Genomic DNA, 21637 nt, shown 5'->3' with positions numbered 1-21637 from the left:
CGTTCCTCCACATACCCATGCTCAAGCTGTCCTCCATCCTCCGCACCCTCCTTTCTTCCGTGACGCTGTCCCTTCTGCTGGCAGCCGGCTCCGGCTGCAAGGATTCCTCCCAATCCCAGGGGGTGGGCTGGCAGCCTAACGTGCCTTTCGGCACGCTTCCCCCCGGGTTTGACTCCTTCCCGGAACGGTGGAACAAGCAGATCAATGACCGCCTGGCAAGGGAAGAAGCCGCCAAGCAAAAGGAAATCAAGAACCTTCGTGATCAATTCTTCAAAGAGGAAGACCCCAAAATCAGGGAAAAGCTGCAAAGCAAGCTCATTGCGGATGAAGCGGCCCTGTCCGTCATCCACCGCAGGCAGACGGAAGGAGACTACATCAAGTTCAAGACTCCGGCAGACATCCCCCGGGACCTTAAATGGGAAGACGGGATGGATAATCCGGAAATAGGCGACCCGAACGCCAAAAAAGGCGGCGTGCTGCGCCAGTGGGCTCCGGGGTCCTATCCGGACACATTCCGCCCCAACGGCCCGAACAGCAACAGCGGCTTCCGCGGCCCCCTGTATGATGAAATCATCATAGGCCTCGTCTCCATCCATCCGGTCACCGGGAAAATCATCCCCGGCATCGCCCATAAATGGGCGGAAACCGCAGACAGGCGCACCGTTTACTTTGAGCTGGACCCGGACGCCCGCTACTCGGACGGGGCCAAGGTAAAAGCCATTGATCTGCTGGTGAACATGTACATCCGCACCTCGGAATACAGCCGGGACGTCTTCTACAACAACTTCTTTTACCAGAACGCGTCAAACATCACCATCTACGACGACAGCCACTTCTCCATCACCCTCCCCTTCGCCAAGCCGCTGCTCCCGTACTACTGCACGCTGTTCATCCCTTCCCCACCGCACTTCTACTGCGAATTCGGCCCCAGTTACGTGGAACGCTACCAGTGGCGCGTGCCGCCCACCACGGGCGCCTACGTCGTCAAGCCGGACGGCATCATCCGCGGCCGCCAGGTAACGCTCCAGCGCGTGCCGGACTGGTGGGCCAGGGACAAGAAATTCACGAAGTACATGTATAACGTGGACCAGATCGTGTACAACTTCATCGCGGAACCGTCCAAGGCCATTGAGCTCTTCCGCATCGGCGAGCTGGACGTGATGAACATCACGAAGCCGGAGCTGTGGCACGAACGCATGGAAATTCCGGAAGTCCACAACGGCTACATCAACCGCAGCACGTTTTACACCATTTACCCCCGGCCTCCGTACGGCCTCTTCCTGAACACCTCCAAAGCCCCCTTCAATAACCTGGACGTGCGCCTGGGCTTCCAGTACGCCCTGAACATCCAGAACATCATTGACATCACCTTCCGCGGAGACTACCAGAGGCTCAACTCCTACAACTCCGGCTTCGGCAAATTCACCAACCCCTACATCAAGGCGCGGCCCTACTCACCGGAACAGGCCCGCTCCTGCTTTGCCAAAGCCGGATACACCATCCCGTGCCCGGATGGAATCCTCCGCAAGCCGGACGGCACCCGGCTCACCGCCGCCATCACCTTCCCCAACTCTTCCCCCTCCCTGGCCTCCACGCTGGGCAAGCTGAAGGAAGACGCCCGCAAGTGCGGCCTGGAAATCCAGCTGGACCCGCTGGACTCCACCGTAGCCTTCCGCAAAATCATGGAAAAGCGCGTTCAGGCCTCCTTCATGGCCTGGGGCTTCACTCCGCCCCATCCGATGAACGAGCAGGGCTTCCATTCCCGCTACGCCTATGACGAACGCGGCAGCCTCATCACCTACACCAACAACATCTGCGCCTATGCGGACAAGGAGATGGACAAGCTGCTGGACGACGAAACGAATGCCGCTACGGAAGACGAGCTGCAAAAGGCCACGTGGAAGGTGCAGCAGAAAATCCATGATGAAGCCCTGTGGGTTCCGGCCTGGACCACGGAATTCGTCCGGCTGGGCTACTGGCGCTGGGTCAGGTGGCCTGACAGCTCCACCACGCAATTCTGCCATCCCGTCGTATTTGACCCGATGGAAAGCTACCTCTACTGGGTGGATAATGACATCAAGAAGGAAACGATGGAAGCCAAGCGGGAGGGAAGAACCTTCGAGGAAGTGGACGCCGTGTACGACCAGTACCGCTACATGGACTCCATCGACAGCCTGGACAATAAGGAAGGAAGCGGCAAACTGCCGTCCGTGCCCGTCATTCCGGAAAACGGCGGCCCCCTGGAACCCTCTGCCACGGAGAAATAACAAATGAGCGAACCCCTGTTGGAAATCAAGAACCTGGTCACCGGATTCGAGACGGAATCCGGCCTGCTGAAAGCGGTGGACGGCGTCAGCTTCACCGTACCCAAGGGTACCTGTGTAGGCATCGTGGGGGAATCCGGCTGCGGCAAGAGCGTCACGGCCATGTCCATCGTGCGCCTGCTGCCCCAGCCCATGGGAAAAATCCTGGACGGGCAAATCCTGTTCAAGGGCCGTGACTTGGTCCAGGCGAAGGAGACGGACATGCACGGCATCCGCGGCCGCCACATCGGCGTCATCTTCCAGGAACCGATGACAGCTCTCAACCCTGTGCACAGCATCGGCAGGCAGATAGGGGAATCCCTGATGCTCCACCGGGGAATGAACGCCAGGGAAGCCCGGGACGCCGCCATCCAGCTCCTGCAGCGCGTCCGCATCCCCGCGCCGGAACAGCGCGTGGACGAATTCCCCCACCAGCTCTCCGGAGGCATGCGCCAGCGCGTCGTCATCGCCATCGCCCTGGCCTGTCATCCGGAACTCATCATTGCGGATGAACCCACCACGGCGCTGGACGTCACCGTGCAGGCGCAGATTCTTTCCCTCCTCAAGGACCTCCAGGCGGAAATGGGTTCCTCCTCCATCCTCATCACCCATGATCTGGGCGTCATCGCGCAAAGCTGTGACTCCGTGGTGGTCATGTACGCCGGCCGGGTAGTGGAAAAAGCTCCGGTGGGAGAACTCTTTGCCAATCCGCGCCACGCCTATACCAAGGGATTGCTGGCCTCCATCCCGCAGCTAAGCTCCGTGCGCAAGACCAAGCTGCCCACTATCCCCGGCCAGGTGGCCTCCATTGCTGACTTCGTGCCCGGCTGCCGCTTCTGCCAGCGCCAGGGCGTACCTGTGGAAGAACTCACGGAACGCCCGCCCCTCGTGGAAATATCCCCGGACCACTTTGTGGAAGCCTGCCCCCGCTGCGCAAACCTTTAACCCCCTTTTTCTCCCAGCCATGCCGGAACCAATCTTGCAAGTCAACAACCTGAAAATGTACTTCCCCGTCCGCTCCGGAATCTTCCTGCGGCAGGCGGGCTGGGTCAAGGCGGTAGACGACGTCTCCTTCAGCATCTACCCCGGAGAAACCCTGGGGCTGGTAGGGGAATCCGGCTGCGGAAAATCCACCATCGGGAAAAGCATCGTGCGCCTGCTGAAACCTACGGGCGGCTCCATCCAATTCAACGGAAAAAACATCGCCACGCTCTCCCAGCGCAAAATGCGGCCCCTGCGCCCCCATATTCAAATGGTCTTCCAGGACCCGGCGGAATCCCTCAACCAGCGCCAATCCATCGGCCAGATTGTAGCGGAGCCCTTCGTCATCCACCGCATGGGCACACCCGCCGCGCGCCGGGAATGGGTGCGCGGCCTGCTGGACCGCGTAGGAATGCCGGACAGCGCCATCGACCGCTTCCCCTTTGAATTCTCCGGGGGCCAGCGCCAGCGCATCGGCATCGCGCGCGCCCTCACGCTGAACCCCAGCCTCATCATTCTGGACGAACCTGTTTCCGCGCTGGACGTATCCGTCCAGTCACAGGTGCTCAACCTGCTGCTGGAGCTTCAGGAAGAGCGCAAGCTCTCCTACCTCTTCATCGCCCATGACCTGGCGGTGGTCAAGCACATCTCCGACCGCGTGGCAGTCATGTACCTCGGTAAAATCGTGGAAATGTCAGATGCGGAAACCATCTACCGAGCCCCTAAGCATGCCTATACCAAGGCGCTGCTGGACGCCATTCCGGAACCGGACCCCGCCCGGGCCAACAAGCACCAGCCCCTGCCGGGGGATGTACCCTCCCCCATCAACCCGCCGCTCGGCTCCGCCTTCGGCCACCGCATCCAGCACCCCTCCTATCCGGAAACAGTGGGTGCGGACCTCACCCCCGTGGAAATAGAACCGGGCCACTGGGTAGCCCCGGACCCCTGCTCCCTGGAACCGGAGGACTGGAACAAAGTGCGCCAGAGGTAGAGCCGGAACCAGAAACGTCTCCCAAGTAAAAACCGGGAGTCCACCTGGTCGGCAACCGCAGCGGACTCCCGGTTGGGATATTTCTTAACTATTCCTGTCGGCAGGAACCAGTACGGTAACACGGTTTTCCTCGTCATGGACAAGAATCACTTTCCCCATGGCTCCATGATTCCCGGCTGTCCCTCCCTCCCCTGAGGCTCCCGGTGTTCCTCCGGTTCCTCCTGCCACAGAACTGCTGCCACCGTCTCCTCCCACACCACCTTTTCCACCTTTGCCTCCACTGCCGCCGTTCCCTCCAAGTCCTTCATGGGGATCAGGAGACTGAATCAACTGTACAGAACCGTCAAGGGTCCAATAATGGATGGTAACATTCGCTCCGGAGCCCCCGGCGGCTCCTTTGCCACCTTTTCCTCCTTTCCCTCCGTTACCGCCGTTTCCCCCTTCGCCTGCGCCATCCCCTCCATCCTTTCCTCCTGTACCACCTTTGCCTCCTTGGCCTCCTTCACCACCATCTCCTCCGTTGCCTCCCTTACCTCCATAACTGGCTACCAGGACATCCCCTTTGATGGTTGCCACCGACATGGAAACAGGAGTCGGATTAGAACCGGCAATGCCGTTACTGCCATTTCCTCCATCATGTCCTGCCGTACCGTTACTTCCTTTTTCCCCTGCCGACTTACTTCCTCCATCAGCTCCTTTTGCCCCCTGGGCACCGTCTCCCCCGTCTCCGCCATCTCCTCCGTCTCCGCCACCCTCTCCTGTAAATACAAAGGAACCTTTCATGTCGGGACGTCCTTCCTGCCGCAGATAATCTGATTCCAAATGAACCAGGGCTCCCTTCTTGGAGATGATCTTTGCCCCTTCCTCAAGAGTAATACTGTCGTAATGAAGCACAACCGGATAAGGACTGGAACCTGGATCAATGATAAGGGGATGGTCCTTGGTCACCACAATACTTTCTCCTGTAAAACAAGCAATTTTCATGGGAAAATACTTGCGGTTAAGTACATCCTCATAGGCTGCCACCTTCCGAGAATCTCCGTAAATATAGGCTTGGCAGACACGGCACAAAATGGCTTTCCACCTTGCGGGTAAATCCTTCCACACCGTATGATCATAAGTGGAATCCCATACGGGGAATTCCAGTTCTTCAGAAGAGAAAACTCCCAAATCAAATAAACTGTCGTCGCAGCCTGTCAACTTTTTCAGTTTCTGAATGCTGTCAATTTCACAAATCACGGGCGGGGGACCATTATTAAGCGAGGAATCCGGCGAAAGAAGGAATTCTCCCTTCTTCGTGTCTGTCCTCAGGGAACCCTTTGACGGTTCATGGAAATCCAGGGATTTCCAGAACTCACTGCGGGCGGATTTTGATTGGCCCAAAATGGCCTGCATTTGTACTTCATGCTGGTCTTTATTCATGATATGTTATTTCTATTATTTTTATATTCAATGGCTTGATCATGGCATTGCATTGACGGACAATGGTACCGAACAACCGCCATGCGATATGAAAAACCATGGAGGTTTTTACATTATTCACATTACATTATCCTCATACAAAAACAAACAATTATCATTTTAAAATGTAAAATATTTATGAAGAAACAAAGATTAGTTAATTTAAAACTGCCATTAAGCCGCATTCAACCTCGCATCGGCTTGGGAGAAAAAAGATATGGTCGATCCCTCTCTTGAAAGCGATCAATAGATACGCCAGGCGCCGGAACAAAACTTACCGGCCATCTTAAAAACCACCCTCCAAAAACTGTACGGAGCGTATTTTGCGTATCCCAGCCATCCCAGCTTGGCCCAAAATGACTTTTCCCCTTTCGAATAATCCAGGAACGGCTTAAAAACTGAAACTTCCGGAGCGCGAAAGAGTACAGAAAATAAAAACCAGCCTCCCTCTAAAGGTACCGTTTACACATAAATCCGCGGCACGCGGGCGCTGATGCTGGTCAGCACATTGCTGGGAATGGTATTGGCGCGGCGCGTCAGCTCCTCCCAGCTCACATTGGGGCCCATGATCTCCACCAGGTCCCCGGTCTCCACATGGTCCATGTAGGTAACGTCCACCATAATCTGGTCCATCGTAACACGGCCCAGCACGGGACAATACTGGCCATTGATATACACGCGGGCACCCTGGTTGGACAGGTATTGAAGATAGCCGTCCGCATAGCCGATGCCGATGGTAGCCACCTTCGTGCTCCCCTTGGTGATATAACAATGGTTGTAGGAAACGCCGTGGTTGCCCGGCAGCCTGCGGATCAGGGTGATGCGGCTGTACAGGGTCATGGTGGGCTTCAATTCCTTGTTATAGGGGGAAGGCATGGGGGAAAAACCGTACAGGATTCTCCCCAGCCTCACCATGTTGGCGCAGGGAACCTTGTAATTGAACACGGCCGCGCTGCTGCACAGGTGCCGGAACTCATACTGGTAGCCGGAGGAAAGCTCATTCACCGCCTCCGTAAAACCGCTGATCTGTCCGTGCGTGAAAGAAATATCGTCAGAAGCCGCGGATAAATGGGAAAACACGCCTTCCAGATGAAGGTGGTCCAGCTTCCTGAGCTTCTCCGTCAGGCTGTGCAGTTCACTGGGCAGAAAACCGCTGCGTCCCATCCCGGTATCCACGCCCACATGGACGTGTACGGGCTTGTTATACAGGGCGCCCAGGGAATTGAAATGCTCCGCCTCTTCCATGCTGGAAAGAGCGGCGCGCCAGCCGTTCTGCACAATCTCCTCCCGTTCTCCGGCAAAACAGGGCCCCAGAATAAAAGGGCACGTCTTGACGCCCGTATCCCGCACCCGCGCAGCTTCCGCCACAGTCGCCACGCCGAAAAAGGCGCACCCTTCGTTATCCAAAGCCTTCACCACCCCCTCAAGACCGTGGCCGTAAGCCTCCGCCTTCACAATGGCCATCTGCCGCTGGTCCGGCATAATGCGGCGAACGACACTCAAATTATGCCGCAGCGCGTTCGTATCAACCTCGGCCCAGGCTCTGGGAGGGCTTGTGCAACTCATGCCCGAAGTGTAGAAAGGCGCACCATGCTGTACAAGCCGGAAATCAGCCACCTTCCTACTTTCCGGAAGGGAGCCCGGAAAAAATGCCCACCCGCTCACAGTAATGAATCCGGGAACATTGACGGAAGAAAAACCACGCCTCTTTTTCACCCGCCTTCAAAAAACTCCTTGCCAATCTCCTGCTTGAACGATATATTCCCTCCCGCACTGCAAACGCGCGGTTAGCTCAGTGGTAGAGCACATGCTTCACACGCATGGGGTCACTGGTTCGAAACCAGTACCGCGTACCATCTTTAATCCCCGCAAGTTTAACGACTTGCGGGGATTCTTTTTTCACCTCGCTTTTAGAGTAGCCACACGTCAGGCCACACGTCAATGTGGAAAAATGTTGTGTTGGGGCCGCAGGAATGGCAAGAGATGGACATGCGCCAGTATTTCGAGCCGACTGATTACGCCCATCTGTACCGGGAAAAGAATTCCGGTATTTACTATGCCCGCATGGATTCCAGGCAGGGAGGCCGAAAAACAGTGAGACGATCTCTCAAGACAAAGGAACTGACCGAGGCCATTGCCAAAATGGCGGCTTTTTTGCAGGAGATGGGGGCCGATACTCCAGCCATTGGGAATGTCTCTTGGTATGTAGCAGTGGATACCTACATAGCCCGTCAGAAGATGCGGCCCAATTTAAAGCCTCTGGCATTACAATCCATTCTCTTATTTGCCAGACATGCTAAGGAGTTGGTTGCATCTGACGTACCGGCAATATCCATTACGCCTCACATGTGTCGGTTGTGGTGGGCGGCAAAAACAAAAAATAACACGCCAAGAACAGCTAATGGAACACTTTGTGCTATACGGAAGATATTTTCCATCCTGATTGAGTCTGGTTCCGTCAAGGAAGACCCTACCTCCAAGTTGGAGCTGATGAGGGTAAAGCCCACTGATTTTTTCATTCCTGGTAAAGATGATTTTGCCCGGATAGTTCAAGAGATTCGGAGAGCTCCCGTATTACGGGGCCACACAGGCAAGAAGGCGTTGGAGTCTCCTGCTGCTGACATGGTGGAATTTTTGGCATATTCAGGCTTGAGGATTGAAGAGGCCAGACGCCTTACATGGGGCGACATTGGCCCCAATGTTGTGAAGGTGCCGGCCATCAAGCACGCAGTGAAGCCAAGGATGCTTTATATTAATCCGGCATTACAGGGCGTGATTGAAGGGATGAAGAAGCTACGTGGTTATTATGCAGCGACGGATTCTGTATTATTACTCGATAATCCCCGGAAAGCACTGACAAATGCCTGCACCCGGCTTGGATTACCACACATGAGGGTGCATGATCTTCGCCACTTCTTCGCCACAACGTGCATCGAGCAAGGGGTGGATATTCCGACTGTGGCAAAGTGGCTGGGGCACCAGGACGGAGGCGCCCTTGCCATGCGGGTATACGGACATCTCCGTGACGAGCACAGCAAGGAACAAGCTTCAAAACTCAAGTTCTGACAGTCATTTCTGAATTACTTGATTTAGAGCGGTATTTATTTTGATGCCGGTGTGCCATGGTTGAGGCATGGCAATGACAATTCCAGACCAATATCAGGTCAAGTACACAAATAAGTGGGGCACGCTGCTTCAACAGACGATCGCCCGTTTCCGAAATTACACGAGCACGGATACAGGACTTTCCGGCAAGGTTGTTTTCATGGACCAGTTCGGCTTGCTGGACTTCGATGAAAAGACGTCCCGTCTTGGCAAGACTGTCCTCGATGAGGCGCCGACAGACTGCCGCTCCATGCGTCCGCGTATTTTCACCAAGGCCATCGGCTATGATGAATTTGACGGCACGCAACTCGGCAATATCGACGTTCCCGTCAGCAAGACAATCGAAGGTCTCCGGGCCGCCGCCGGGCGCCGCATGGACGACGTAATGATTTCCGGCTTCCTGGGCACGAATTACATCGGTGAAGACGGTATGAAGGCAGTAGAGCTTCCTTCTGATCAGATTGTGGCAGCCAATTACGTAGAGACAGGCTCCGCCAAAGCGTCCAACCTGACAATCGACAAGCTGCGTGTAGCCCTTCAACGGTTCCAGGAGGAAGAGGCGTGGGGTCAAGATTCCGAAAATTACGGCGATCAGCTAGTGATTGCTGTGACCAGTTCCCAGATCATGAGCCTGCTGCGCACGACGGAGGCAACTTCCGCTGATTTCGTCAATGTGAAGGCATTGGTGAATGGGGAGATTGATACCCTCCTTGGCTTCAAATTCATTCGCACCCAGCGCCTGCCTTTGGATGAGGACGGAAAGACGCGCTCCTGCCTGGCCTGGGTGAAGAGCAAGGCGAAATTCGGACTTTGGGAAGATTTCAAGGTGAAGCTTTCCGTTCGCGACGACATGGAGGAAGCCCTTCAAATCCGCGCCAAGTTCGCCTGTGGGGCCACCCGCCTTCAGGAAGAAGGCTTCGTGAAAATCCTGTGTGATGAATCTGCAAACTAAGGAAGGGAATCAAGTACAATGACTACATTTTTTTCCGACATTGCAGGTAAGCAGAACCAGATCATTAACGGAACGGGCCCGCTGACGGCATCCGGCCAGAGTGTAAGCGGCAACGTGGTGATGGCCCGTGCCGTAGTGACTTTGACCGGGGCCGAAGTAACCGGTGACGTGATGAATTTGGTGCGTCTTCCCAAACATGTTGTGGTCCTCCCCAATCTGTGTTCGGTGACTTCCGAGGCAACCGGCCTTACTGTGAAAGTCGGAGATGGACGGGATTCTTCCCGCTACGCCAGTTCCCTGCCCATCTCCACGGCTAAAACGACCAACGGTTTTACGGGGGGCACGGATGCCATGGATCCTGTGCCGACGGAGGAACCGTGCTGGATGACCGCCACAGTAGTCAGCGGAACGGCGGCTGCTGGCAAGAAGGCTGTGTTCTGTATCGCATACATTCTTCCATAAACCGGGAAGGAAAAGAGGAAGTAGGGCGGCGGGAAGTTGATTGGTTTTCCTCCCGCCGCATTTCCACCCACGGAAAGAAGCTATGACGGAGGTAGAAATTTGCAATTTAGCATTGGACCGGCTTGGAGAACGGGCCGTAAGCGACGATGAGTATGCCCAGGCAAAGGGAGTCCCCGCGGAAGGAAATGGGAATTTCACCCCTTCCCGTCTGCCAGGGCGCTTGTGAGCAATTATGAGGTGGCGCGAAAAGATGTGCTGGTACGCGTCAGATGGTCTTTTGCTATGGGATGGGCGTTACTTCCCAGGTCCAGTAATAACGCCGTGATGCCTGCCTCCATGGCGGCAGCCTACGACCTTCCGGAAGATTGCCTGCGGGTGTGTGATGTGCCGGCAGATCGGTTTGTGCTGGGTGGACGGGTTTTATTCACCGGTCAAGATGCGGGGGACATGCTGAAGATTTCCTATGTCCGGGATATTAAAGAGGTGGATTTATTCGACCCGTTGTTTGTGGATGCCCTGGCATGCCGTTTGGCTATTAACGTGTGCATGTCCATCACAGGGCGCCCCCAGTTACGGCAGGCATTGATGGAAGAGTTTCTGAAAGTAGTGCTCCCGGACGCTGCGTTCGCCAATAAGGTGCAGGATTCTTCCAATGACCAGGACCCCCTGGATTTGATACGGGGCATGAGTCTCAAAAGGAGGAGGGGTTTACCATGGAAGTAACCCGTTTTACTCTGAATGGTGGCGAACAGTCGCCATATATTGCAGTGCTTGTCGAGCTGGAAGCACACACGCGCGGGTGCAGGAGCGTGTTGAATATGGAATTGCTGCAAACCGGAGGGGCCAAAAGGCGCCGTGGGATGCGTCATGTGAGTAATTTGGATAAAATTCCTCTTGGCATGTCCTCTGCCACGTTGTCCGACGGAGCGAACGTTCTGCTGCTGGTTTACGATGATGCCGTGGAGATTCGCGCCACGGATGGGACCCTTCCGATGAATCATTCCCACGGCAATCCGGATGACGGCAGTCCGCGCAGCGGTACCCCAGCGGCTCTCCGCATAAATCGTCCACCAGAACCTTGAGTCCGACAGCCAGCCTGCCTTGTCGGTCGACCTCCAGATTCTGGACGACATAACGGTGCATGGCCCGTTCGACGAGCATCAGTTGGTGGCCTCCGCATCGGGGGCAAGTGAACTGGATGATATTTTTCATTGCTTGTATCTCGTTTGCATTGCTTGTATGCCTCTTTTTTGCGACTTTAGTCAACATAAAAATCTCATTATGATCTCAGAAATAGGAATGTTATATAACCATATTGCCATTACAGAGCGATAATGCTACATTCCGAAGCATGGCAGGAGTGAATCAGGATGAGCTGAAAATGAACGTGAAGCTGTGGCTCAAGGCCAACAACTTCGATTATTCATGGCTCGCCGAACGATGTTTCGTGACGGAAGCGACCGTCCGCAACTGGATGGCGAAAAAGCCCATTCCCGCCGCCAAGGAACACATCATCCGGGAACTCATCAAGCAGCTCCCGTTGACCCTTCCGAGCCGGGTGCAGGTGGAAGAGGAAACGCTGATTACCCTAAAGCTCGATCCGGATACCCGCAAGGTTCTTGAGAAAAAAGCCTTCTCCCAGGGCAAGACCCTGAAGGAGTTCCTGGCCGACGAAGTGCCGAGGCTCGGCAATCCCCCGCTTGCCTGATTGTATGGATGTCTCTGGCTTCGCATTGCCTCCGGGAACTCTGCTGGGCAATTACAAGTTGCTCAAGGCGCTGGGCCAGGGAGGCTTCGGCATCACTTACATCGCCTGGGATAATCAGCTCAGGCGCAATATCGTTCTCAAGGAATGTTTTCCTCTGGGATTGTGCAGCCGGGACTCGGATACGGGAGAGATCATCCCCTTGCCGCACGCATCCATGCAGGTCTACCGGACGGCCATGGATTCCCTCCGCAGAGAGGCTCAGACTCTTGCTTCGCTGAACCACGAGAGTATCGTTCGGGTGTATGATGTCTTCGAATCCCATGGCAGTATTTTCTATGTGATGCCGTGGCTGGAAGGCGGTTCGCTGCGGGAACGCATGGATGAAGCAGCCAAGGGGGCCAGCACGATGACTACGGAGCAAGCCGCCGAGTGGCTTCTGCTCCTGCTGGATGGGCTGGACTATCTGCATGGCAGGGGGATTTATCATCGCGATATCAAGCCCGGCAACATCCTCTTTGACGAACGGGAGCTGCCTGTGCTGATCGACTTCGGGGCGGCGCTCAACAAACCGGAAGCGGCGTATACAATCACTCAGAGAGAATTCTCCTATGCATACGCCTCCCCGGAACAAATCACCGGGAAAGGAGCAATCGGCCCATGGACGGATTTTTATGCGCTGGCCGCTACCTGGTACGAGTTGATCTCGGGAATTTCCGTCGAACCGGCCGACAGGAGGCTGATGCGGGATGATGTCGCCCCGCTCTCGGGCATGAAGTTTCCTTTGCTATGGACCCGGGAATTGCTGGCATCCATTGACAGGAACCTGCGGCTCAGGCCTGAAGAGCGTTGTCAGACAGCCGGACAATGGAAGGAATGGCTGCAACAGGGGAAGCCCAGAGGATTACGGAAAACGGGAGCTTCCGGAAAATCCGTTTCCTCCGCAGTCACTGTTGCCGTCATCATTCTTGCACTTGCCGGCGTATGGCTATGGTAACAGTCGTCCCGGACTGACGTTCCTTCTTCTGCATCCCGTCCGTCCGAACAATGGGCAGCCAAGCCATCTCAAGAATTCAAAGACGCCCTGGACAGAAAAATCCGAACCTACTACAAATTGGATGACTACCTTGGCAAGGCGAAGGAATACGAACGAAAAGTCGAGACAGTGCAACGCCAGTGCCTCAAGGAGATGGATGAATTGAAACAGGAGCTGGAAAAGGAGATTTTGTCCCTTGCAACCTACAATGACGCCATGGATTACCTCGACATCATCGGGAAGAGACATGATACATTGATGAAAAAATGGGGGACAACCTGTGATGAATTGAATAAGGGGTATCTCAACGAAGTCCGACTGCCCCTGTCAAATATCACTGATAATGTCATTGCCGCCTATCCGGCTGAAACCAGGGAGGAGGAACTATTGCTTCCTGCCATGGAAGACAGGATTCAGAAAGAATGCAATGATGCGCTAGTGGCAGCATTTTTCTGGAAGTTGAATGATGTTATCAGTAAGGACTCCACGGATCAAATGAGCTTCCTGATGAACATGGCCCAGAAACGGGCACAGGAATTACCCGTTTCTCAAGAATGACGATACGTCAACAACCCATTGTCAATAATGGGTGTCAGAAAATCAAAAAGTGCGGGGGACAGAATGCTGCTGCTTTCTTCAAAGAAAATACATCACCATATACCGAAGCGTTTAACGGCCTGGGGCTGAAAATTACTTGCGGCCCTTCTTATTCTCCAGCTTTTTGATATCCTGCTCCAGTTCTTTCACATAGTCCTGTTCCGCCTGATGTTCAGCCTCCAGCCTGCGGCGTTCCTCATAAAGCCGGTATTGCCCCCGAACATGCGTCTGGGCCTGCTTCTTTGACCGCTGCCCCTTGCCTTTCAGTACACGCCTTCCCATGAGACGAAGCAGTTCGTTAAGCTTGTCTTCCCACTCATGCAGAAATATCTCACGGCGGTTCTTTGCTTGATCCTCGACAAAGTCCAGGCACAGGGAGGTCAAACGATTGAAATCGCTGATTTCTTCCTCGTTAAGGTAGTTCTTTGCGACCGTAACATCACTGACATGGATTCGGTCTCCAACCCAGCTGGTCAACCCCATGTTGGGCGCTGATGCGTCTGCCCGAATCATCATCAATTCCGCAGCACTGTGTCCGGTAATGGCATAGTGCAGTTTGTTCTGAATCGAGCTGAAAAACTCCGTCGTTTCCTTTCCGGACGGCATATAGTCAGCCGCCATGGCAAAAACATCCTTGATGCGCAGGTACATGCGCCGTTCGCTGGCACGAATGTCCCGAATACGTTCGAGCAATTCATCAAAGTAGTCCGGCAACGGTGTCGTTCCGGGAATCGGCGGGTTCTTCAAGCGTTCGTCATCAATAGCAAATCCCTTGATCATGTATTCCTTCAGGCGCTGGGTCGCCCATATGCGAAATTGAGTGCCCCGTATGCTATTCACCCGGTAACCGACGGAAATGATCATATCGAGGTTGTAGAAGATAACAGAACGTTTCACTTTCCGTTTCCCTTCGAATCGAACTGTAAAGAAATCCTTTACAGTTCCATCCTCTTGAAGCTCACCTTCTTGCAGAATATTCGCAACATGCTGCCCGATGTTCTGTTTACTTGTCTGGAACAGTTCAGCCATCATCTGCTGAGTCATCCACAAAGTCTCATCATGGATGCGAAGATCCAGACGGATTTTACCATCCGGAGAAGTATACAATAGCAACTCTCCGGGAACCGGATTTTCATCTTCTGTTGGTAGATGGGTCATACCTTGTCTTCTTTTCGATCAATCCATATTGCAGCCCGAATAATGACAATCATTCTGGCACAACAAGCCTAATGGAGCATAGCAAAACTGACATGCATGCAAAGCTCAAAGCTCACATCATCTGACGACTTTCATCAAAAGGAATCGTAACGAAAAGAACGGGACAAGATTTATAGCTATGCCCAATGTGAAAGTTTTGAACTGTCGCAAATTTTGCGACAATTGATTTTCTTGCGATTCTGTCGTAACTAAAAGAAAGCCCCCATGAGAGAGACTTTCTGATGTTCCCTGTCCTACACCTGCCACACATCCTCCGTGGGAGGAGTCAGAGATACCCCGTCACCCGGCATGGACATACTGACCATACGGACACTGCGGCTCAGCCATGAGAAGAGTTCCGTGAACTTCTGATCGTTGATCTGCATGGGAGGACGGACCGGGCTGATGCAGGAGAGCTCTGACAGGTCAGCACGACCGATACCGAAGACGAACACGCTGAGCTTGCGACTGGCCGACAGTTCTTTCAGGCGTTCCTGCAATTCCCGATGCCGGGTACTCGTCGGTACGCCGTCTGTCATCACGACGAGCCAGGGCTGGTAGTATTCCACTCCGTGTTCCCGATAGATACGTTTGCGACTGTCGAGTTCGGCCAGAGCCAGTTCAACAGCTTCGCCCAAGAGCGTTTCATCCTCCTGCGACGCGGTGATCCTAAGCTCACTGTCAGATTCCCGGATCGGACCGAACTCCTTCACCGTCGCCACTGTCCGGGCGAATGTGATCACTGCTACGTCAGCGGCCAGTTTTGCCAAAGGATCGGCGAGAATGTCGCTGACGAACCGCTGAAGACCAGTATTGAGTTCATCCATCCGGGTGACGAGATTATCTCCCGTGACGATATTCCAGTTGATTCCGTCGGAGTGCTCCTGACGCAGGATGTGTTGGTTGTCGCCCCGGATAATGCCGTTCATACTGCTGCTGGCATCCAGCAGGAAGAGAACGAGAAGCCGGGCGTTGGTGTTGTTGCCGAACTCGCGCATGGCGGCGAGCTGTTCCTGTCTGGTTGGGTGTGTCGATGATGATATAGACATGGTTAATTCGAGTTAATGGTTGGTGGTTGAATTCCGGAATGCCTGATTCAACGCGCTACGACGTCGTATGCAGAGCTTGCATAAAGATTTGGCATGAGATTGCCGTAAACGCCGTGCGACATCGTCTGGAGCCTCCCGGAAGCGAATCCCGCAGTCCGTACAGATGTTGGGTATCATCTGTTCCATCAGATTGCGGGGTGGACAGGGGCGGTCATGCAGAATCTCCCGGTAAATGGGATGATCTCTTCTGCCGTCCGGCTCCATATCCCTGAGGTATTGCTGCAAACAACGCGCCAGATACCCCGGTATGACGCGTGGACGCAAATCGCGACGCTGGACACAGGTGAAGTTGTGACCGAGGGCATCACGGAGCTTGCGGGGGAGATACGACCAGACATAGCGTCCGGGGGTATCGGGCGGGTAGAATCCCGTCGGAGGCTTGTACGAAGCAAACGGGTATGGCAGCACTCCCTTCCCGACGGACTCCAGCATGTCTTCTTCACTGCCTTGCCGGGCAAAGGGAGACAGGCCGAGAGCCAATGTCATGAAGAGCAGGACGGACAGGGCGTAGGCATCGTGGCTGCGGGTGCGGAGGAAGTCTCCGAAGTTGCCGTGAAGCTCCGGTGCCCGGAACTGTTCCGTGCCGACGGAACAGGGATAGTCTTCGATCTGGAAACTGTCAGCATCCACCCAGCAGACGGAGCCATCAGGAGAAACCATCACGTTACCGGGATGCAGATCACCTAGAACGACACCGTATCGATGCAGAGTATGGACTGATTCCGACAGGTTCAGGCATAGCCTGGTCAGATCGTAACGAGTCCATGATGGGAACTGTTTTTGCAACAGCTCCGCATGAAACGCGAAAGCCCCGAGCGGAACACCGTCCGCCCGGGGCATCAGTACGCCGACAAAGCGCCGCAGTTCGTCGTACAGGATCTCACGCCACGGGGAACGAATAGGCCGGGAACACATCAGCCGAAGCTTCTGTTCGCGCCAACGCATCCGTTGGTTCGGGTGGTAGAGCTTCGCTACAAGTGGTGATGCCGATGCGGCATGGGCAGTGAAGACGGAACCTTCACCTCCTTCCGCAATGAGCTTCCCGAGAACGATTCGTTTCCCCCGGCCTGAGAACAGAACATCTTCGGTCGAGTACTTCCTGCCATTGCCGCAGAGTTCTTCATCCAGCCGCCTCACCTGATGGTGGAGTGTGTAGATAGGCATAAATTAACACAATGTATTGGTATTGTATCAATTATATATAACTCACGATATTTCCGTTTTACAAAGTGGCCAAATGGGCCGTCCATTGTGTGATCCGTATGACAGAAATACCTTGTCAAATAAGGCTAAAAACGGACTGAACGTGTACACAGATTGGGGACGTTTCATAAAATTTACACGACTCCTCCTGAAACAAATAACCCCTTCCAAGCTGTTAACTTAAAAAAAAGTATTTTTTCATCCGAAAAAATCTACTCTGTACTCCTTTCGATCCCAGAGTTTACTTGATAAGTTTCCGAATTAACCTATCAGAGAGGTGAAGCGGTAGGGGAAACGAATTAAAGAGTATCGCCGAGCGCTTCTCTGAAATTTGTTTTCACAGGAGCCTTGATTCCTCCGGAGTTTGGTTGGGTAATCTGGTTGTTGTCTGGTGGGGTATAAGTACCTGTATGTTGGGCAATCATATTCTTCAATGTCTTATTCACAGAATGCTGTGAAGCAGCACTCAGCAATGAAAAATCCGGAGTCCATGTTCCGTCAGATTGTTTGGTAAAATGGCCGCGAACAAGGATGCCGCTCCCCACAAGACGAGAATCAAGCATAATGGTTTGAGCGATATCAGCTTCATGTACGATATCCACGAGGCGTTCTTTTTCATGAATAATTCCAATTTTACCGGGAAGGCCAATGGGATTGACTGTATAGCCTTTGAGTCTGGAGGAAGATATGTGTCTTAGCACATATTGAACAGTGGCTCCTCCCAGAGAATGCCCGACAAGAATAAACTGGTGTTTGGGATATTTTCCCAGAAGTTCGCGAGTAACTCGTAAGGCTACTGTAAAGCGCCCCATGTGTTCCAGCTTCTCATCAGAAAAAATCATTTGCCCATCGTCCAAGGCATCGGCAAGAGTCATGCTGCCCCTGAAAAGAATATAGACCGTATTCGTTATTTCAAGGTTGCCGGGATAGGGGGAATTCAGAGAACGATTCGCCTTGGCCATCAAGGCATAGGTCAATCCCCCATCGTTCAGGTTCGGTTTTTCCAGAAGGAAATATCCCTTGTCCTGCAGACGAGTTAAATCATTGCCCCAAGCGTTCGCATCCAGATAGACAAAGGAAGCCATTTCCGTCATATCAATCAATTCCTGCCGCTCCTCGTAAGGAAGAGTATGAAAGAGGGTCATGGAGTTCCAGGGCGATTTGTCTACTACTTCCTGTTCAAAGAGTTTGATAAAAACTCCAAAGACGATCAACATCATAGGAATGTACAGGAAAAATGCGACAAACGGCCCGAAGCTCTTTGATATGATCTGGTAAGGTAGCTTTAAGAGCGTGAACGCGGTTGACCCGAAAAATTTGATTAATCGGGCAAATACGGCAAAAATACCCATAGCATTCAATTATCTGCTTCGTCCCTCTTGTTCCCGGCTGCGTTCCTTCTCTTCGAAACGTCCCTGCTTTTCTTCCCGAAAGCGATCTTGTTGAAACCGTTCACGTTCCTTTTGGCGTTCCTTCTCGGCTTCCTCATGTTGTCTGGCTCTCTCTTTTTCACGGCATTCCTCCTGCCACTGACGATATTGCTCTTCCTTTGCCTCTTGAGTCTTACGTTGTTCCTCCTCCCATCTCTGTTGTTCCGTGTGGTCGTCTTCCCGGCCCTGGTTCATTTCCTTTCGATTTTCCATGCTCTCTTGCCGGGCTTTTTGCTCCATGGCTTTGGCACGATCCAGTTCCATTTGGGCTTCATGTTCCTCCTGTTTGGCCTTTTCCACCTCATTATTCAGTTCTTCAAGCTTTTTCTGATGTTCTTCGAGGCGTTCGTTGAAGGGACGTCCATCATCCGGAAAATTATCCTGATGTGCATTGCGTTTAGATTCGAGATTTTTGTGTTTTTCTTCGCATTCACGTAAACGATCTTCTGCCTGTTCTCTCATTTCCATGGCTGTCTGTTTATTTTCTTGTGAAATTGTTGCTAAAATAGGGGTTGGAGGAAGCTTTTCCAGAGAACATGTGATCGCTGTAATAAGTAAGGCGTTCCGCCAGAATGGGAGGAATACCCTGGACGAAAGTGAGCACAGCTTCGCGATTCAGACGACGAACTTCGTCTGGATTGAGAAGTTTTCGTGTAATTTCCGAAAATGATTCGCTTTCACTCTTATTTTTGACAAATTCCGTAAACTTGCCGCTTTGACTGTGAGAAACGGATTTGCAGGTTATGGTGGCCGCCCCCAGCATTTCGGAGATATACTTGGCCGTTTCGTGATCGTTAATACCGAAAAACTGCTGAATCTTGGCATTTGCCAGAAAGGTAGGCCAGTCGTGTTCATACAGTGCTTTAAGCTGGGAAAGATCCTGCCATACCATCCAGATACTCATGCCGTATCCGGCCAGCAGACTCACCGCTTGCTTCATCATGGGCAAAGAACCCAGCTGGGCCATTTCGTCCAGCATGAAGAGAACAGGACATCCGTCTACCGGTTTCCGGCTGCACCTGGTCATGGCGGACATGGCCATCGTGACCCACAGACGAATAAGGCGCGAATAGCGTACCAGATGCTGCGGAGGAATAATCATATAAATGGAAACCCCTCCTATGTTTTTGAGATCGGCTAGGTCATACGTACCGATACCACCGTCATTCATATCCCCCAGAGATTTGCAGGCCAGCCCCGAATCCAGGAATTCCGTGTGCTTGAGGGCATTGGATATGATGCTCTTTAATTCTTCATTGCCGGTGGAGAGGATTTCATTGCCCGCACGGCTCAGCAACCCTCCTACAGCAACCTTATCCTGGCACATGGCATCCAGAATGAAATTCCCAATGACGTGGAAAGGTTGAGCCAGTAACTCCCGTACTTCGGACAGATGACGCAAGCGGTGCGGACCTTTCCCACAGATAACGGCAAGAATAAGTCCTCTGAGCAGGGTACGGGCCTTATCATCCCAGTGCGGATCCTTGGCGCCGGCATCGCGCACAATGATGGCATCGGCAATATTGGCGGCGATATCGCCCAATTCCGGATTTTGGGTGAGATAGGTAGACGTTGGTTTCCGATAGTCGACAAGGCTGTCAAGCGGGTTAATGCTGTCCGTTTCTTCCGTCATCACATGGAAAGGATCCAGACAAATGATTTCCTGACGGAACATTTTGCGGCGGAAGTCAGCCGTAATGGCGTAATTTTCCCCTTTCGGGTCAATGACCAGTACAGAGCCGGGATAGTGCAACAGATTCGGAACTACCAGACCTACGCCCTTGCCGGAACGTGTAGGAGCCACTGTAATGATATGACCATCACCTGACCACCCCAAAAGCTGATTTTCATGTCCATTGCTGATCAGGCTGAACAAACCGGACATCAGTGAACCCATGGAAGCCTCATAGCCCTGACGTATGCCGGATACCAGTTTTTCCGGATTGACCAGACGTCCCAGCACCATGCAACGATTAGCCGGTTCCCGTTCCACAAAGTCCCGTCGAATTCGGCTGTTGATAAAACAATCCGGCGAGTGTTGGAAATTGGGGAAAGTAAACAGGCCTTCCTCTGCCAAATCGTGAGCATTCGCCCATCGGGCGCTCCCGTAACAGTCTGTATTTTTATTGGCCATACGTATATCATTTGATTCCCGTCATTCTCTTCTGTGAAAAAATCCACAGAAGAGGATCTTCTACGCGCAAAGCCGGCTCCTTTGTGCTGACGCCGAAGAAAAGCTTTCGAGTGAATGCTTTGCAGGCTTCCATAATGTTCACATCAGCCGCTGCCACCCAACTTTCCATTTCACAACTCACCGTTTCCATTTCTTCCTGATCAAGCGAGCCTCGGTACGAGCTATCGTGGCATACCAGACGTTCGGTTGTTTTCAGTCTCCAACGGCCTGTGTAATTGATGTCCGGGCAAGCCAATGTATCAAGTTTGGAAACGGCAACAGCCAGCGGTACTGTATGACATGTACGACTCATTTTCAGGAGGATACGATGGGGTTCCGTTCCGTTCAGAGGCGGCAAAACGATGTTGGTTATTTCCAGTTCATTCCGCAGCGCTTCAACCTGCAAAGGATCTACAAGACAAACAATACCCGAAAGCGCTGTCATGAGGGCGGGAGAAAGCTTCTCTTCGGTGACTTCGGCAAATACGATCAGGCGGCCCTTGTCTGACTTTTTTTTACGAATCAGATACATGGAATTTTTGCTTGAGCCAACATCTTGTTCCATAATCGTCCAGCCGCATATCTCACTAAGCTTGCGAAGTTGATTGATCACAGCGCGGATATAACTGCTTTTTCCTGAACCGGCCGTACCGGCAATGGCTATGATGAGCGGCTTGCCCTCTCTGTTAGCCGATATGCCCCCTTTACAAATCGGGCACGCACGGAATGACAGGATACGGTCGCAGATCTTGCAGGTACTTTTGTTATTTCTGGTGCATGAAATGCTTGAAGGTGTACCGCCGATTCCCAGCTTTTGCAAAACGGAAGGGGTGGGGGGAGGCAATTTATCTCCGCAAGAAGGTTTGAAAAACAACAACTCCTTGTCGTTGATTTGCTTGTAACAATGTGGGCAATATAATTCGCCAGCCATA

General features: G+C 53.1%; 20 protein-coding genes and 1 tRNA gene. 12 read left to right on the top strand and 9 right to left on the bottom strand.

Features of this window, described 5'->3' with window-relative positions; genetic code table 11:
* Positions 1-17: 17 nt before the first annotated feature.
* Genes CXU21_RS02385 through CXU21_RS02375 form a run of 3 tightly spaced genes read left to right on the top strand, consistent with a single transcriptional unit; the run spans position 18 to position 4275 of the window.
* Positions 18-2267 carry an extracellular solute-binding protein gene (locus CXU21_RS02385; protein ID WP_102724919.1) on the top strand — a complete coding sequence of 750 codons (2250 nt, stop codon included), beginning with the start codon at positions 18-20 and terminating at the stop codon, positions 2265-2267.
* 3 nt (positions 2268-2270) lie between these two features.
* Positions 2271-3248: an ABC transporter ATP-binding protein gene (locus tag CXU21_RS02380; protein WP_102724918.1), complete on the top strand. Its 978-nt coding sequence runs from the start codon at positions 2271-2273 to the stop codon at positions 3246-3248.
* 19 nt (positions 3249-3267) lie between these two features.
* A complete protein-coding gene (locus tag CXU21_RS02375; protein WP_102711471.1) occupies positions 3268-4275 on the top strand; it encodes an ABC transporter ATP-binding protein in 1008 nt (335 codons plus the stop codon).
* A gap of 84 nt (positions 4276-4359) precedes the next feature.
* On the opposite strand, the gene CXU21_RS12295 is transcribed toward CXU21_RS02375, so the two are convergent.
* Both CXU21_RS12295 and alr read right to left on the bottom strand, forming a co-directional pair.
* Positions 4360-5697 (bottom strand): collagen-like protein, encoded by a 1338-nt coding sequence (locus tag CXU21_RS12295; RefSeq protein WP_180972589.1) that lies wholly within the window; start codon positions 5695-5697, stop codon positions 4360-4362.
* Between the two features lie 501 nt (positions 5698-6198).
* The gene (alr, locus tag CXU21_RS02365; RefSeq protein WP_102711703.1) at positions 6199-7302 is read right to left on the bottom strand and encodes an alanine racemase; all 1104 of its coding nucleotides are present in this window, start codon (positions 7300-7302) and stop codon (positions 6199-6201) included.
* A 215-nt stretch (positions 7303-7517) separates the two neighbouring features.
* Between alr and CXU21_RS02360 the strand changes: the two genes are divergently transcribed.
* From CXU21_RS02360 to CXU21_RS02315, 9 genes are all read left to right on the top strand, one after another.
* Positions 7518-7592: transfer RNA gene (locus tag CXU21_RS02360), tRNA-Val, on the top strand.
* 85 nt (positions 7593-7677) lie between these two features.
* Positions 7678-8802, top strand: a complete 1125-nt coding sequence (locus CXU21_RS02355) for a site-specific integrase (protein WP_102724917.1) — start codon at positions 7678-7680, stop codon at positions 8800-8802.
* Between the two features lie 67 nt (positions 8803-8869).
* Positions 8870-9793 carry a phage capsid protein gene (locus CXU21_RS02350; protein WP_102724916.1) on the top strand — a complete coding sequence of 308 codons (924 nt, stop codon included), beginning with the start codon at positions 8870-8872 and terminating at the stop codon, positions 9791-9793.
* Positions 9794-9811: 18 nt separating this feature from the next.
* A complete protein-coding gene (locus tag CXU21_RS02345; protein ID WP_102724915.1) occupies positions 9812-10255 on the top strand; it encodes a hypothetical protein in 444 nt (147 codons plus the stop codon).
* Positions 10256-10576: 321 nt separating this feature from the next.
* The gene (locus CXU21_RS02340) at positions 10577-10978 is read left to right on the top strand and encodes a hypothetical protein (protein WP_180972588.1); all 402 of its coding nucleotides are present in this window, start codon (positions 10577-10579) and stop codon (positions 10976-10978) included.
* Between the two features lie 176 nt (positions 10979-11154).
* Positions 11155-11337, top strand: coding sequence for a hypothetical protein (locus CXU21_RS12290; protein WP_180972587.1), 183 nt, complete (start codon positions 11155-11157; stop codon positions 11335-11337).
* A 269-nt stretch (positions 11338-11606) separates the two neighbouring features.
* Complete coding sequence (locus tag CXU21_RS02325; protein WP_102724911.1) at positions 11607-11963, top strand: hypothetical protein; 357 nt, start codon at positions 11607-11609, stop codon at positions 11961-11963.
* 25 nt (positions 11964-11988) lie between these two features.
* Complete coding sequence (locus CXU21_RS02320) at positions 11989-12957, top strand: serine/threonine protein kinase (protein WP_180972586.1); 969 nt, start codon at positions 11989-11991, stop codon at positions 12955-12957.
* 117 nt (positions 12958-13074) lie between these two features.
* Positions 13075-13554, top strand: coding sequence for a hypothetical protein (locus CXU21_RS02315; protein ID WP_102724909.1), 480 nt, complete (start codon positions 13075-13077; stop codon positions 13552-13554).
* Between the two features lie 132 nt (positions 13555-13686).
* Here CXU21_RS02315 and CXU21_RS02310 read toward each other — a convergent pair whose 3' ends face one another.
* From CXU21_RS02310 to CXU21_RS02280, 7 genes are all read right to left on the bottom strand, one after another.
* Positions 13687-14751: a virulence RhuM family protein gene (locus tag CXU21_RS02310; RefSeq protein WP_102724908.1), complete on the bottom strand. Its 1065-nt coding sequence runs from the start codon at positions 14749-14751 to the stop codon at positions 13687-13689.
* Positions 14752-15044: 293 nt separating this feature from the next.
* Positions 15045-15839, bottom strand: coding sequence for a vWA domain-containing protein (locus CXU21_RS02305; RefSeq protein WP_102724907.1), 795 nt, complete (start codon positions 15837-15839; stop codon positions 15045-15047).
* A 12-nt stretch (positions 15840-15851) separates the two neighbouring features.
* Complete coding sequence (locus CXU21_RS02300) at positions 15852-17063, bottom strand: hypothetical protein (RefSeq protein WP_102724906.1); 1212 nt, start codon at positions 17061-17063, stop codon at positions 15852-15854.
* Positions 17064-17401: 338 nt separating this feature from the next.
* Complete coding sequence (locus CXU21_RS02295) at positions 17402-18454, bottom strand: DUF2974 domain-containing protein (protein ID WP_102724905.1); 1053 nt, start codon at positions 18452-18454, stop codon at positions 17402-17404.
* A 9-nt stretch (positions 18455-18463) separates the two neighbouring features.
* Positions 18464-19000: a hypothetical protein gene (locus CXU21_RS12085; RefSeq protein WP_146016916.1), complete on the bottom strand. Its 537-nt coding sequence runs from the start codon at positions 18998-19000 to the stop codon at positions 18464-18466.
* A 10-nt stretch (positions 19001-19010) separates the two neighbouring features.
* The gene (locus CXU21_RS02285; RefSeq protein ID WP_102724903.1) at positions 19011-20666 is read right to left on the bottom strand and encodes a type IV secretory system conjugative DNA transfer family protein; all 1656 of its coding nucleotides are present in this window, start codon (positions 20664-20666) and stop codon (positions 19011-19013) included.
* A 7-nt stretch (positions 20667-20673) separates the two neighbouring features.
* Complete coding sequence (locus CXU21_RS02280; protein WP_146016915.1) at positions 20674-21636, bottom strand: hypothetical protein; 963 nt, start codon at positions 21634-21636, stop codon at positions 20674-20676.
* Position 21637 lies beyond the last annotated feature (1 nt).

This window comes from Akkermansia muciniphila (assembly GCF_002884975.1).
GTDB classification, from domain to species: Bacteria; Verrucomicrobiota; Verrucomicrobiia; order Verrucomicrobiales; family Akkermansiaceae; genus Akkermansia; species Akkermansia muciniphila_C.
Note: the sequence above shows the minus strand (reverse complement) of the source record. Positions and strands in the feature narration are given on the sequence as shown.